We start from the raw sequence: 14772 nt of genomic DNA on the forward strand, positions 1-14772 counted from the left end.
GCGTCAGGCGTCCTGATCGGTGCCCTGGTCACGGGTGTCTTGCACGCTCGACAGGCTGGCCTCGCGCTCTTCGCGGAGCTCATCACGGACTTCCGCCACCAGGTCTTCCATCAGCTCGCCGAGCTCGGCGGCGGCCTCTTTGCTTTTTTCGTAGGCGATGAGGCCGGCCTTCAACGCTGACCGCGCCGCCGGTCGCACGTAGGGCGCGAGCAGGGTCACCGCCACCGGCACCAGCACGGCCACCCCGATGCCGACAGCCGTGTTGCGCACCATTTTGTTGCGGCCCTTGTGATTGGGTTGGGGCATGTTTGCGCCTCCACTGATACCCGGCGGACGTCAATGTCCGGCGCAGACGCCAGCGGACCGGGTGGCGGCGGGCGGGGGACGCCGTAGATTACGTCCCTGTAGGCTTCACGACCGCATCCCTGCGGTCGAGACCCCCGCCCGCCGCCACCCGGTCCGCAACAACCGAGCACACCGGGTGCGACGCGTCTGACGCTCGCGCTCGGGTCCCGGAAAGCCGCTGGCCGGTTTTTCACATCGTAGTCTAACGCAAAGTGGTGCGCAGGGTTTCGGTCCGCTGCGGGGGACGTCGTGGCCCTCGCTCTGCAGGCTTCACGGCGGCAGCCCTCCTAGGTAGACTGTGGGTGTTCGCCGCTACCCGCATGCCCATGAACCTTCTCGTTGCTGTTCTGATTCCGCTGCTCGGTGCGCCTCTGGTCGCCTGGGTCGCGCACTTCGGTCGCTACCGAGCCGCTTGGGCGGCGGGTCTGCTGGCCGCGCTGGCGCTTGCGGTGTTGGTGCCGTCCATGCCGGCGGTGTTTGCCGGCGAGACCCTGGTGGCGACGATCCCATGGCTGCCGGCGCTGGGGCTGAACCTGGCCTTTCGGCTGGACGGGCTGGCGATGCTGTTCGCGATTCTGGTCCTGGTCATCGGCCTGCTGGTGATCCTCTATGCCCGGTACTACCTGAGCGAGCGCGACAGCACCGGGCGCTTCTTCGCGTATTTCCTGTTGTTCAAGGGCTCGATGCTGGGCATCGTGCTGGCCGAGAACATCCTGTTGCTGCTGATGTTCTGGGAGATGACCAGCCTGTCGTCCTTCCTGCTCATCAGCTACTGGCAGCACCGCAGCGATGCCCGCAACGGCGCCCGCATGGCGCTGGCCGTCACCGGGCTCGGCGGGCTCGCCATGCTGGGCGGTTTTCTGCTGCTGGGGCATATGGCCGGCAGCTATGCGCTCTCGGATATCCTGACTCAGGGCGATGCCATCCGCGCGCATGCGCTGTACACGCCTACGCTGGTGCTGATTCTGCTTGGGGCCTTCACCAAGTCGGCGCAGTTTCCGTTCCACTTCTGGCTGCCCCAGGCCATGGCGGCGCCGACACCGGTGTCGGCCTATCTGCACTCCGCCACCATGGTGAAGGCGGGGGTTTTTTTGCTGGCACGCCTGTTTCCGGTGCTCTCGGGCACCGATGCCTGGTCCAGCCTGGTGATGGGGGCGGGGTTGATCACCCTGGTAATCGGCGCCTACTTCGCGCTGTTCAAGCACGACCTGAAGGGGCTGCTCGCCTACTCCACCATCAGCCATCTCGGGCTGATCACCCTGCTGTTCGGCATCGGCACGCCGCTGGCGGCGGTGGCGGGCGTTTTCCATATCATCAACCACGCCACCTTCAAGGCGTCGCTGTTCATGGCTGCGGGCATCATCGACCATGAGTGTGGCACCCGGGACATGCGCCTCATCAACGGCCTGTGGCGCTACATGCCCTACACCGCCACCCTGGCCATGGTGGCGGCGGCTTCCATGGCCGGTGTGCCGCTGTTCAATGGTTTCCTATCCAAGGAGATGTTCTTTCACGAGGCGGTGAACTTCGCCCGGTATACCCCCTGGGACTGGCTGCTCACGGTATCCGCCGCGGCCGCCGGCGTCTTCGCGGTGGCCTATTCGCTGCGCTTCATCCACGATGTCTTCTTCAACGGCGAGCCGGTGAATCTGCCGCGCGAGCCGCATGAGCCGCCGCGCTGGATGAAGGTGCCGGTGGAGATACTGGTGGCGCTTTGCCTGCTGGTGGGCATCCTGCCGGCTTACACCGTCGGGCCGTTGCTGAAAGTCGCCGTGGTCGGCGTGCTGCAGGCGCCGCCGCCGTACTACAGCCTGGCCATCTGGCACGGCTTCAACGCCGCGCTGGTGATGAGCGTCGTGGCCCTGGTGGGAGGGGTGCTGGTCTATCTGGGACGGCGGCCCTTGTTCAGGCTTGCGCAGCGCTGGCATGGGGTGCTGGACGCCCCGGCGGTGTATCTGTGGATCCTGGAGGCGGTACTGGCGCTGGCGCGCAGCGTCACCCGGCTGCTGGATACGGGCTCGTTGCAGCGCATGCTGGCGGTGCTCATCGTCACCGCCATCGCAGCGGGGGCCATGGGCATCATCCCGCCCCATGTGCCCATTACCGGCCCGGTGCCCGTGAGCGTGCCGGATGTCGCCAGTGTGCTGGTGGCGGCGGCCCTGGTGGCGGTGGCGCTGGCGTCTGCGCTCATCCACCAGCGCCGGCTCACGGCGCTCATCGTGCTCGGCGCCGTCGGCCTGCTGGTGTCTCTGATCTTCGTGAAGTTCTCGGCGCCGGACCTGGCCCTGACGCAGTTGTCGGTGGAAGTGGTCACCATCGTGCTGTTGCTGCTGGCCATGTACTTTCTGCCTCGGCGTACGCCGGTGGAAGCCGACACCGGCCGCCGGCTGCGGCATTTCCTGATCGCGCTGGCGTCAGGCAGCGGCGCGGGTATTTTGTCCTGGGCGGTGCTGACCCGCCCACACACGCCGATTTCCGACTTCTTCCTCGACAACAGCGTCTCCGGCGGCGGCGGCACCAATGTGGTGAATGTCATCCTGGTGGACTTCCGGGGCTTCGACACCCTGGGCGAGATCACCGTGCTGGCGCTGGCCGGGCTCGGCATCTATGCGCTGCTCAAGGACCTGCGCCTGGCCGCTCCGGCCTACGACATCCTCGGCCGGCCCTGGAACTGGGATCTGCACCCGCCCATCATGGCGGCGCTGGTGCGGCTGCTGCTGCCGCTGGCGCTGTTGGTGGCGGTGTTCATCTTCCTGCGCGGCCACAACCTGCCCGGCGGCGGCTTCATCGCCGGGCTGGTGACGGCGGTGGCCTTGATCATGCAGTACCTCGCCAACGGCGTCACTTGGACCCATGAGCGCATGCCCGGTAATCTGCATCCGGCCATCGGTCTCGGGCTCCTCATCGCCGTGGCCACGGGCGTCTTCAGCATGCTGTTGGGCTATCCGTTCCTGACCTCGGCCTTCACTCATGTGCACTGGCCCTTCGCCGACTTCGAATTGGCTTCGGCCATCGCCTTCGATCTTGGTGTCTATCTGGTGGTGGTGGGGGCCACGCTGCTGATCCTGGTGCACATGGGCCTGATGCACGGTGCGAGCCATGCGGTGGATGTCGCTGATGCCGGGGCAATCGTCGAGCCCGCCGTGCACCCGCGCCCGCGCCCGGATGCGGTTGCGGATGCGGCGACGGGTGGGGCGGCCGTGTCCGGCCGCGCGCCCGACCCCTCCCTCACGACCGCTGACTGACGCCCCTGCATCGTTATGGAAGCCCTGCTCGCCGGCATCATCGCCAGTCTGACCGGTTTTGGCGTGTATCTTTTATTACGCGCTTACACCTTCCCTGTGGTCCTGGGGCTGACGCTGTTGTCCTACGCCGTGAATCTGTTCCTGTTCGCCACCGGTCGGCTCACCGTCGGCCAGCCGGCGGTGATCGGCGCCGAGGCCGCCGGTTATGCCGATCCGCTGCCGCAGGCGCTGGTGCTCACCGCCATCGTCATCGCCTTCGCCATGACCGCCTTCGTGATCGTGCTCGCGCTCAAGGCGCGGGCGGTGCTGGGCAACGACCACGTGGACGGCCGCCCCGTCGATGGCGGTGAAGGCGGTGCGGTATCCCACCGGGGCGATGCGCCCGAGGAGGGCGCTTGAGTCAAGCCGTCATTTTGCCGCTGCTGCTGCCGCTGATTGCGGCCATCGTGCTGCTGCTGACGCGGCGGCGGGTGTCGCTGCGCATGCGCCGGGGCATCAACCTGGGCGCCACCGTGCTGGAATTGCTCGCGGTACTGTGGCTGCTGGTGCTGGTGACGGCCGAGGGCATCCTCGTCTATCAGGTCGGCGACTGGCCCGCGCCCTATGGCATTTCCCTGGTGGCCGATCGGCTCAGCGTCTGGATGCTGCTGATCACCGCCCTGCTGGCCTGCTGCGCGCTGTACTACGCCGTGCAGGGCACCGACAGCGGCAGCCGCCATTTTCATCCGCTGTTCCAGCTGCAGATCTTCGGGCTGAACGGCGCCTTTCTTACCGGCGATCTGTTCAATCTGTTCGTCTTCTTCGAGGTGCTGTTGCTGGCTTCCTACGGACTGCTGCTGCACGGCGGCGGCCGCGCCCGGGTGCGCGCCGGCCTGCACTTCGTGGTGTTGAATCTGGCGGGCTCCACCCTGTTTCTGTTTGCGGTGGGTACCCTCTACGGCATCCTCGGTACCCTCAATATGGCGGATCTGGCCGTTCGGGTGGCGGATACGGCGCCCGCGGATGTGGGCATCGTGCGCGCCGCCGGCCTGCTGTTGTTCACCGTCTTCGCACTGAAGGCGGCCCTGGTGCCGCTCTACCTGTGGCTGCCGGGCGCCTATGCCAGCACGTCGGCGCCGGTGGCCGCCCTGTTCGCGATCATGACCAAAGTGGGTGCCTACGCCATCCTGCGGGTGGAGACGCTCATCTTCGGCGATGCGGCGGGGCCCTTGGCCCATCTCATCGAGCCCGTGCTGCTGCCCCTCGCCCTGATCACCATGGCCGTCGCCGTGCTGGGCGTGCTGGCGGCCCAGGGCCTGCGCCGGCAGGCGGCCTACCTGGTGGTGCTGTCCATCGGCACCCTGCTCACCGCCTTTGCGCTCGGCACCCGAGCGGGTATCGCCGCCGGTCTCTACTATCTGCCGCACAGCACCTTTGCCGCCGCGGCCCTGTTCCTGTTGGCGGGCATCGTCGCCCGCGGCCGCGGCGCCATGGGCGAGCGCCTGGAGCCGGGCCCGGCCGTGCCGGCGGCGCCGCTGGTGGGCGGCGTGTTCTTCCTGCTGGCGGTGCTCATCGCCGGGCTGCCGCCGCTGTCCGGTTTCCTTGGTAAATGGATGCTGCTGCAGGCGGCCCTGGCGCAGCCGGCGATGGCCTGGATCTTCGCGGTGGTGCTGACCGCCGGCCTGCTGACCATCGTGGCACTGGCCCGCAGCGGCAGCTTGCTGTTCTACCGGGGCGCGCAGGGCGGCGGAGACGCCAGCGCCGTGGCCTGGGCCTCAGGACTCGCCGCCGCCGTCGAGCACGATGCTGGCGGTGGGCACGGTGACGGTCGGCGCTGTGACATCGAGGCGCCGGCGGTTGCTGCCGGGCCGGACTGGAAGCGGCTGATCCCCGTCATGGTCCTGGCGGGGCTCTGCCTGGGGCTGGTGGCCGCCGCCGCCCCGGTGACGGCTTTCAGCGCCGCCACGGCGGAAGCGCTGCTGACGCCCGAGCGCTACATCGAGGCCGTGCTCGGCGGCGCCGCCGGAGAGCCCTGAGCATGCTGCACCGTCTGCTGCCACATCCGCTGCTGACCGTTACGCTGGCGCTGACATGGCTCTTGCTGGTGAACAGTCTCACGCCCGGTCAGGCGCTGATCGGGCTCATCCTGGGCTGGGCCATTCCGGTGTTCACCCGGCGGTTTTGGCCGGAGCGGGTGCGTATCGCCCGGCCCTGGTGGCTGGTGTTCTTCCTGATCAAGGTCCTGTGGGACATCCTCGTCGCCAATGTGGCCGTCGCGGTGCTGATCGTGGGCGGGCAGCGCTTCGCGCGGCCGGCGTTCGTGGCCGTGCCGTTGGAACTGCGCACGGAGCTTGCCATCGGCATCCTGGCGAACACCATCTCGCTGACGCCCGGAACCGTCTCGGCGTGGCTGAGCCCGGACCGCAAGCTCTTGATGGTGCATGGCCTGCGGGTGAATGATCCCGACGCCCTGGTGCAGGAGATCAAGACCCGCTACGAGCGACCGCTGGTCGACATCTTCGAGCCGCCCTGCTGAGTCCCCGATTGAGCCACTTGTTGAGCCCCATGTTGAGCATCGCCCTGATCATCGCCTTCACGCTCGTCTGCGCCGCGCTGATTCTGAGCCTGTGGCGCCTGCTGGTGGGGCCGGATCACCCGGACCGCATCCTGGCGCTGGACACCCTGTACGTGAACACCATCGCGTTGCTGGTGCTGCTCGGTATCCTGCTCGGCAGCGCCCTCTATTTCGAGGCGGCGCTGCTGATTGCGATGATGGGCTTCGTGGGAACCGTCGCGCTGTGCAAGTACCTGCTGCGCGGCGACATTATCGAATAGGTGCAGCATGCTCGAGATTGCCATCTCGGTACTGATCATCATCGGCGCCGCCTTCACCTTCATCGGCTCACTGGGGCTCGCGCGGCTCGGGGATTTCTACACCCGCCTGCACGGGCCCACCAAGGCCACCACGCTCGGCGTTGGCGCCCTGCTGATCGCGTCGGTGATTCACTTCAGCACCACCGGTCAGGGTGTGAGCCTGCACGAAGTGCTGGTGACGATCTTCCTGTTCATCACCGCACCCGTCAGTGCCCATTTGCTGGCCAAGACCGCGCTCCATCTGCGCGTTGGCTCGCTGGCGCCGACGCCACCCCGGGCCGAGGCGGCCGCCGCGGCGAAAGCGCAGCGCGACGACTGACACCGGGGCCGATCCGTCGGATGTCGAGCCGCCGCGTTGTTCTTGCGCGGCCTCACCCCGACTTTCCCTGACCACGAGAATGCAGGCGCGCGCTGTGCCCATGAGCCGCCCGAGCAGCGCGCGCCTCGAATACAGACCAGCCAACGATTGCAGCCAGTCCGTGCGTACCGCCGTCAAATTCCTGTTGCCCATCCTGGTGCTGACCATCGGCGTCGGCGCCTTCCAGGTGCTCAAGTCCACCAAGCCCGCGCAGACACCGCCGCAGGTGCAAGAACGGGTCTGGCGCGTGGCAGTGGAGCGCGCCGTGCCCCAGCGCCTGGCACCCGAGCTGACGCTGTATGGCCGGGTGGAGACGCCCGACTTGCTGCGTGCAACGGCCTCCGCAGCGGCCTGGGTCACCGAGGTGGCGGTGGAAGACGGCCAGCGTGTGGCGGCGGGCGACGTGCTGGTGCGCCTCGACGAGCGGGATTTCCTGCCGCGCATCGCGCAGGCCGAGGCGCAGGTCGCCGAGCTTGAAGCGGAGATCGAGAGCGAGCGTAACCGCTACGAGACCGACCGGCTGGCGCTCGAGAAGGAGCAGCGTCTGCTGCAGCTCGCCCGTGACGCCGTTGCCCGTCAGGAACGCCTCAAGACCCAGCGGGTGGGCGCTGAGCAGGCCCTGGATGAGGCGGAGCAGGCCGCGGTACAACAGGCGCTGGCGGTCTCCAACCGTGAGATGAGCCTGGCGGATCATCCCATCCGCGTGCGCGCGCTGCAGGCGCGTCTCGCGAGCAGCCAGGCGCGCCTGCAAGAGCTGCAGCTGGAGTACGAGCGTGCCACGCTGCGCGCCCCCTACGACGGCATCGTCACCGCCGTGGACGCGACCGAGGGCGATCAGGTGACGAAAGGGCAGGTGCTGGCGCGTATGTTCGCGCTTGCCAGCCTGCAGGTTCGCGCGCGCATCCCGGCCCCCTACCAGGCGGAGCTGCTGACGGCCCTCAGCGAGGCCGGCGTCCTGCCGGCGGAGGCCGAGATCGGCGATGTCCGCCTGGCACTGACGCTGGAGCGCATCGCCGGTGAGGCGGGGCCGAGTGGCGTCGATGGACTGTTTCATGTGGACAGCGATCCGGCGGCGCTGCGGCTCGGTCAGATGCTGACGCTGCGCCTGGCGCGTCCGGCCCGCGACAACGTCATCGCCGTGCCCTTCCGGGCGGTCTACGGTGGCGGGCGCATCTATAAGCTCGAAGGCGGCCGCATGGTAGGCGTGGACGTGGAGACGCTCGGCGAGCGCAGCGGCGGTGGGGACGACGATGAGCGTCTGCTGGTGCGCTCACCGCAGATCCAGGCCGGCGATCTCATCGTCACCACGCACATGCCCAACGCAGTCGACGGTCTGCGGGTCGAAACCCTCGCCGAAGGTCGGGTGGCGAAGGCGCCCCCGGGCCGTGCCCGGCAGGTGGGCGCATCCGGCGCGGATGGCTCTGTTCAACCGCAGGCGGTCCAATGAGCGAGCCCACCTCCGCGTCGACGGGTGGCGCAGAGCGCAGCGGCGACTCGCGCACCCCGGCACGACAGCAGCCGCAAATGCACCACCGCGGTGACCTGATCGGGCTCTTTGCCCATCACAAGGTCGCCGCCAATCTGCTGATGATCATCATGATCCTCACCGGTGTGTTCGCGCTGGACCGGCTCAACGTGCAGTTCTTCCCCACGTTCGAGCTCGACATCGTGCAGGTGCGGGTGGTCTGGACCGGCGCCAGCGCAGAGGACATTGAGGACGGCATCACCGAGCCGCTGGAACAGCGGCTGCGCAGCGTCGATAACCTGGACAAGATGACCAGCACCTCCAGTCAGGGCATTGCGGCCATCACGCTGGAGTTCGACGAGGGGATAGATCCGCTGCTGGCGCTGGATCAGGTGCGTCGTTTCGTCGATGAGTTCCGTAACCTGCCGCAGGACGCCGAGAAGCCCGAAGTGTCCCTGCTCACGCGTTACGAGCAGGTGGCGCGCCTGTTGGTGACCGGTCTCGAGGACCCGGATGAGATGCGCAAGCTTGCGCGCCGCTTCGAGTCCGAGCTTCTCGACCGCGGCCTCGACAAAGTCAACATCAACGGTCTGCCGGACGAAGAGATCGCGATCGAGGTGCCCACCGAGCACCTCGAGCAGCTGGAGCTCGGCTTGCAGACGCTCGGCGATCGCGTCGGTGCCTTCAGCCGCGACCTGCCCGCGGGCGCCGTGGGTCGGGGCGAGGGCGCCCGCGAGCTGCGCAGCCTGGACAAGCGCCGCGACCCGCTGGCCTTCGGCGATCTGCCGGTGAAGACCGGCGACGCACTGCGCATCGACCTGGGTGATGTCGCCGACATCGACCGCGGCCCCAGTGACAACACGGTGGACGTGACCGTCGACGGCAAACCGGCGGTGGAAATGGTCGTTCAGCGTGCAGAGAGCGGCGACACCCTGGAATCCGCCCTTGTGCTGGCGGACTGGCTCGCCGAAACCCGGCCCACGCTGCCGCCCGGCGTGGAGATCACCGTCTACGATGCCTCCTGGGAACTGGTGCGCGAGCGCATCATGCTGCTGGTGCGAAACGGCTTGGGCGGCCTGGTGCTGGTGGTGCTGATCCTGTACCTCTTCCTCACCGGGCGGGTGGCCTTTTGGGTGGCCTGGGGCATTCCCGTGTCCTTCGCCGCGACCCTGTTCATCCTCTACCTCACCGGCGGCAGCATCAACATGATCACGCTGTTTGCGTTGATCATGGCCCTGGGCATCATCGTCGACGACGCCATCGTCGTCGGCGAGGACGCCATGGCCCACTACCAGATGGGCGAGGCCCCGCTGTTGGCGGCGGAAGGCGGTGCCCGGCGGATGCTGGCGCCCGTCATCGCCTCCTCCCTCACCACCATCGCCGCCTTTCTGCCGCTGATGCTGGTGGGCGGGCGCATCGGCAACATCCTCGGCGCCATCCCGCTGGTGATCATCTGCGTCATCCTCGCCTCCCTGGTGGAGAGCTTCCTGGTGCTGCCGGGGCATCTGCGCAATGCCTTCGTGCACACGCACAAGCTCAAGCCCAACTCCATGCGCGCCCGCCTGGACCGGGGCTTCGAGGCCTTCCGCGACCGGGTGTTCCGACCCTTTGCCAGTGCCGCCATCGCCAATCGCTTCACAACGACGGCGGCGGCGGTCAGCTTGCTGCTGTTCGCCCTCGGGCTCATGGCCGGAGGACGCATCGGCTTTACCTTCTTCCCGACGCCCGAGTCCCAGATCATCAACGCCAACGTCACCTTCGTCGCCGGCACGCCGCAGTCCACGGTCGACCGCTTTCTGCGCCATCTGGAGGAGACCCTCTACGCCACCGAGGCGGCGTTGGATCACCAGCCCACCGACGGTCAGCTCATCAACGCCGTCGTCGCCTACCATGGCACCAAGACCGGCGATGGCGGCAACGCCGACCAGCTCGGCGGCCTGACGGTGGAGCTTATCGACGGCGATCTCCGTACCGTGCGCAACACCGAGCTCATCCGCGCCTGGCGCGAGCGTATCGCGCTGCCGGCGGGGCTCGAGAATCTGAACATCGGCTCGCGCCGCGTCGGCCCGCCGGGGCGGGACCTCACCATCCGTCTCACCGGCCGCGATGCGGAGCGGCTCAAGGCGGCGGCGGTGGATCTCTCCGAGACCATCGCCGGCATCGAAGGTGCGCGTGAGGTGGAAGATGACATGCCCTACGGTCGCGAGCAGCTCATCTATTCCCTGACGCCCGCCGGCGAGGCCCTGGGGCTCACGGTGGCGGATCTCGGGCGGCAGCTGCGCAACGCCTTCGACGGCCAGCTGGTGCAGATTTTCCAGGACGGCCCGGACGAGGTCGAAGTGCGCGTGCGCCTGCCGGACGCCGAGCGCGCGAGCCTGGCGAGCCTCTATCGGCTCAATATCCGCACACCCGCCGGCGAGTCGGTGCCACTGACGGCGGTTGCTACGTTTGACTCACGCCGCGGCTTCGAGGTGCTGCGCCACGCCGATGGGCAGCTGGCGGTGGAGGTGACGGCCGATGTCAATGCCCAGGTCAACAATGCCAACCGCATCATCGAGGCGCTGGAGCAGGGGCCGCTGCCGACGCTGGCGCGCGAGTACGGCATCGATTACTCCTTCGAGGGACGCTCGGCGGATCAGCGCGATACGCTCTCCGATATGCGCAAGGGCCTGGTGCTGGGCCTGATCCTGATCTACCTGATCCTGGCCTGGGTGTTCTCGTCCTACGGCTGGCCGCTGGTGGTCATGGCCGTGATTCCCTTTGGTCTCACCGGCGCCCTCATCGGGCACTGGGCCATGGGCATCGACCTCACCATTTTGTCGCTGTTCGGCATGTTCGGTCTCTCCGGCATCGTGGTCAACGACAGCATCATTCTGGTGACCTTCTACAAGCACCTGCGCGCCAGCGGCATGTCCATCCACGAGGCCCTGGTGGAGGCCGCCTGCCAGCGCCTGCGCGCCGTGCTGCTGACCTCGCTCACCACCATCGCAGGACTGATGCCATTGCTCTTCGAGCAGTCCTACCAGGCCCAGTTCCTGATCCCCATGGCCACCTCCATCGCCTTCGGTCTCGCTTTTGCGACGGTGCTGGTGCTGCTGGTGATCCCATCGCTGTTGTCCATGCACGAGAGCGTCCACGGGCTGCTTCAGCGCCTCGGCGGCAAGCCCGAGCCGGCACCCAGCACCTGAGAGCGCACCGGCGACGGAGTGCATTGGTCCATGTGGCGATAGCAGCCGGTGGCCATCGCAACCGCGGGCGGGGATTCGCGGCGAGCGCGGACGACGGCGGGCGCCCGGGCCGGCGTCGGAGGCTAACGACGCGTCAATGGCCGCGGACTTACTGCTAGACTGCGGCCCGTGGTCGGTGTCTCTGCGGTGCATGTCGCAGCAAGGCCGGCGTCGCGCGCGGCGCGCGGCAGCCATCATCATCGAGGTCTGATTTCGCCCCATGGCCCTGCTCACCTATGCACTGGTGTTGCTGATGCTGTGCTCCGCGCTGGCGGTGCAGCTGAGCGCACCGCGGCTCGGCGAGGGCATTGCGCGCATCAGCGTCGCTGCCAGCGCCATCACCTTTGCGCTCGCCGTGGTGTTGTTCAGCTGGCGGCTCGGCACCGGCGACACCCCGCTGCTCAGCATCGGGCTCGGGCTGTTCTCGCTCTATGTGGACGCCCTCAGCACCCTGATGGCCGTGCTGGTGAGCGCGGTGGGGCTGGTGGTGCATGTGTTCAGCGTGCGCTACATGCAGGATGATCCGGCTTACACCCGGTTCTTCGTGCTCCTGGATGTCATCATTGGGGTGATCCTGCTGATGGTGCTGGCGGGAGACCTGCTGACGCTGCTGCTCGGCTGGCACCTGTTGGGTGTCTGCCTGTATTTCTTGCTCAACCACGACACGCGCCGTCCGGCGGCGAATCGCTTCGCCTTCTGGACACTGTTCACGCATCGGGTGGGGGATCTGCCGCTGCTGGCGGCCATCGCGCTGATTTACCATGCCTATGGCACGCTGAGTCTGCCGGCGGTGTTCGAGGCCGTCGCCGCCGAGCCCGACAAGGCGACGCTGCTGGGGCTACCGCTGGCGGAGACCCTGGGCCTGCTGGTGCTGCTGGCGGCCTTCGCCAAATCCGCCCAGTTCCCGCTGCACACCTGGCTGCCCTACACCATGGATGGTCCGACGCCGGTGTCGGCGCTGATGCACGCGGGCATCGTCAATGCGGGGGGCTTTCTCATCAATCGCTTCGCGCCGGTGTTCGCCGAAACCCAGTCGGTGTTGCTGCTGGCCTTTGCGGTGGGGCTCATCACGACCATCATGGGCGCGCTGATGATGCTGATGCAGAGCGATATCAAGAAGGCGCTGGGCTACTCCACCATGGGCCAGATGGGCTATATGGTGATGGAGTGTGGGGTCGGGGCCTTTTCCCTCGCCATCTACCACCTCATCGCCCATGGCGTCTTCAAGGCGACGCTGTTCCTCGGCTCCGGCGCCATCATCGCCAATGCCCGCAAGGATCCGAATATCCCCGAAGGAGAAATCTACAAGTTCATGGTGGAGCGCAAGGTGCCGCATCCGCCCCTGTCCTGGGTGGTGTTCGCGGGTATTACCATCACCGTCCCGCTGCTGATCGTGCTCGCGGCGCACCAGTTGGTGGATGAGGGCTTCCTGCACCACCAGGGCGCCTTGATCTTGCTTCTGTTCGGCTGGATCACCGGGGCGCAGACGCTGTTTTTCGTCTACAAGATCGGCGGCGAGCGGCCGTTCTCGGTGCTGCTCTATGTGGCACTCTCCTTCGCCGCCGTGATTCTGACCTATGTCCTGGTCGGTCACGCCTTCGATGCGCTGCTCTATCCCGATCCGGCCTTGCGCGAGGCGCTGTATCGGGCGGCTTCGGTGAATGCCACCACCTTCGCGCTGGTGCTGGTGCTGCTGATGGTGCTGATTTCCGCCGGCTGGCTGGTGGTGTTCCGCTCCGAGGCGGCGCAGCAGCCGTTGACCCGGCGCTTCCGGGAGCTGCATCTGCGCCTGTATGCGCTGCTGTCGCGGGAGTTCTATGTGGCGGACTTCTACAGTCGCCTGGCCGAGCAAATGCTTGCGGCGTCCCGACGGTTGAACGCCTGGCTGCGGTGGGTCTGACCGATGGGCGGGTTATTGGGCTCGATGCTGGCGCTGCCCTGCTTTGTACTGGCGGGACTCTGTCTGCCGCTGTTTCCGCTGAGCGTTGGCGTCAATCGCTTGTTGCAGCGCCAGCCAACGCGCGCCGGCGATCGGCTGGCGCAGCCGGGCACCAAGGCCTTGGTGCTGGTGACCCTGCCGCTGGTGGGCGTTACGCTGCTGGCGGCCGGGCGCTGGCTCGCGGCCGATGATGGCGGTTGGCTGGTGCGCGGCTTCGCGCTCTGGGGCGGGCTGACCTCGCTGCTGTACGCCTTTCGGCTGCTCAGCGCGCGGGATGGGCAGATCTGGATCGGTCAGCTCTACACCTCCGCCCTGGCGCTGGTATGGGTGGGTGTCGCCCACGACGTGCCGCCATTGCTGCCGGCGCTGGGACTGGCGCTGTCGCTGCTGCCGCTATGGTTCCTGCTGGACGGCCTGACGCGGCGCTTCGGCATCGCCCGCACCGGGCTCTATCCAGGGCTCGCGCTGCGCATGCCGCGATTTGCGGCGCTGTTCATCGTCGCCGTGCTGGTGGCCGTGGCCGTGCCTTTCTCGCCGGGCTTCTTCGCCATCGCCGACCTCGCCTTCGGCGGCGTCGGCGCCAATGCGCTGCTGACCCTGCTGCCGCTGAGCCTGGCCTGGCTGCTGTGGACCTGGGCCGGCATCAATCTCCTCGCCGGTATCGTCTTCGGTGAGCCGCGGGTCGACCTGGACTATGCGGACTTGGACGGCCGCGCCGTGTTGGGGCATGCGGGCGGCATGATGTGTCTGGCGCTATTCGGCCTGGTGCTGGTGGAGCGCATGCTATGACCAAAGCGGTGTACGACGAGGCAGCAGGGATGACCACAGACGTCCATGGACAAGCCCCCGCCGACGAAGCGGCTTCGGGGCAGCGCCCGGGGGATGGCGGTAAGCATCGTCTGGCGCTCGGCAAGCAGCTCAAGATCCGCAGCATGGTGACCGTGGCCGGGGAGGTACTGCCGTTCTTCTGGCCCATGCGTCAGTTCATCCACCACAATCCACTGCACGGGTTGGAGCATCTGCCGTTCGAGGACGCCGTCACCGAGGCCGCGCGACTCTTCCATGCCCGGGGTTGGCTGCCGCGCTCGGCGTATCAGCGTATGCTCGCCGAGGGCGCATTGAACCGAGATGATATCAGCGCGGAGGTTGACGCCTTCGTGACCGCCTGGCTCGGCGACCGGAGCCAGGGCGACGCCGCCGCGACGGACGGCGAGGTCGCCGCAATGCTCCGGGAGATACTGCTCGCCATGATGACCGCCACCAGCCAGCCGGGTCCCGGCGACCGCGAGCCCTGCGCCGAGGACGTCCTCGCCTGTCTGCGCCGCGGCGGGCGCGGCTGA

The 14772-nt window shown here is 67.6% G+C and carries 12 protein-coding genes; 11 read left to right on the forward strand and 1 reads right to left on the reverse strand.

Annotated elements, in window-relative coordinates; translation table 11 throughout:
- Positions 1 to 3: 3 nt before the first annotated feature.
- Positions 4 to 306 (reverse strand): DUF5132 domain-containing protein, encoded by a 303-nt coding sequence (locus QZ588_RS06295; protein ID WP_295540959.1) that lies wholly within the window; start codon positions 304 to 306, stop codon positions 4 to 6.
- Between the two features lie 365 nt (positions 307 to 671).
- Between QZ588_RS06295 and QZ588_RS06300 the strand changes: the two genes are divergently transcribed.
- The 11 genes from QZ588_RS06300 (at position 672) to QZ588_RS06350 (ending at position 14772) form a co-directional block, all read left to right on the forward strand.
- Positions 672 to 3590 carry a monovalent cation/H+ antiporter subunit A gene (locus QZ588_RS06300; protein ID WP_295540960.1) on the forward strand — a complete coding sequence of 973 codons (2919 nt, stop codon included), beginning with the start codon at positions 672 to 674 and terminating at the stop codon, positions 3588 to 3590.
- A 15-nt stretch (positions 3591 to 3605) separates the two neighbouring features.
- Complete coding sequence (locus QZ588_RS06305) at positions 3606 to 3989, forward strand: Na+/H+ antiporter subunit C (RefSeq protein WP_295540962.1); 384 nt, start codon at positions 3606 to 3608, stop codon at positions 3987 to 3989.
- Positions 3986 to 5605: a monovalent cation/H+ antiporter subunit D gene (locus tag QZ588_RS06310; protein WP_295540963.1), complete on the forward strand. Its 1620-nt coding sequence runs from the start codon at positions 3986 to 3988 to the stop codon at positions 5603 to 5605. Before QZ588_RS06305 ends, QZ588_RS06310 begins: the two co-directional genes overlap by 4 nt.
- A 2-nt stretch (positions 5606 to 5607) precedes the next feature.
- Positions 5608 to 6105, forward strand: coding sequence for a Na+/H+ antiporter subunit E (locus QZ588_RS06315; RefSeq protein ID WP_295540965.1), 498 nt, complete (start codon positions 5608 to 5610; stop codon positions 6103 to 6105).
- A gap of 29 nt (positions 6106 to 6134) precedes the next feature.
- The gene (locus QZ588_RS06320) at positions 6135 to 6404 is read left to right on the forward strand and encodes a K+/H+ antiporter subunit F (protein WP_295540967.1); all 270 of its coding nucleotides are present in this window, start codon (positions 6135 to 6137) and stop codon (positions 6402 to 6404) included.
- A gap of 7 nt (positions 6405 to 6411) precedes the next feature.
- Complete coding sequence (locus QZ588_RS06325) at positions 6412 to 6762, forward strand: Na+/H+ antiporter subunit G (RefSeq protein ID WP_295540969.1); 351 nt, start codon at positions 6412 to 6414, stop codon at positions 6760 to 6762.
- A 160-nt stretch (positions 6763 to 6922) separates the two neighbouring features.
- A complete protein-coding gene (locus QZ588_RS06330; RefSeq protein WP_295540971.1) occupies positions 6923 to 8248 on the forward strand; it encodes a biotin/lipoyl-binding protein in 1326 nt (441 codons plus the stop codon).
- Complete coding sequence (locus QZ588_RS06335; protein WP_295540973.1) at positions 8245 to 11454, forward strand: efflux RND transporter permease subunit; 3210 nt, start codon at positions 8245 to 8247, stop codon at positions 11452 to 11454. The genes QZ588_RS06330 and QZ588_RS06335 overlap by 4 nt, the downstream gene beginning before the upstream one ends.
- A 259-nt stretch (positions 11455 to 11713) precedes the next feature.
- Complete coding sequence (locus QZ588_RS06340) at positions 11714 to 13393, forward strand: proton-conducting transporter membrane subunit (RefSeq protein WP_295540975.1); 1680 nt, start codon at positions 11714 to 11716, stop codon at positions 13391 to 13393.
- A 3-nt stretch (positions 13394 to 13396) separates the two neighbouring features.
- Positions 13397 to 14221 carry a hypothetical protein gene (locus QZ588_RS06345; RefSeq protein ID WP_295540977.1) on the forward strand — a complete coding sequence of 275 codons (825 nt, stop codon included), beginning with the start codon at positions 13397 to 13399 and terminating at the stop codon, positions 14219 to 14221.
- A complete protein-coding gene (locus QZ588_RS06350; protein ID WP_295540979.1) occupies positions 14218 to 14772 on the forward strand; it encodes a putative inorganic carbon transporter subunit DabA in 555 nt (184 codons plus the stop codon). Before QZ588_RS06345 ends, QZ588_RS06350 begins: the two co-directional genes overlap by 4 nt.

Origin of the sequence: uncultured Thiohalocapsa sp. (assembly GCF_913062725.1) — a bacterium.
GTDB lineage: Bacteria > Pseudomonadota > Gammaproteobacteria > Chromatiales > Chromatiaceae > Thiohalocapsa.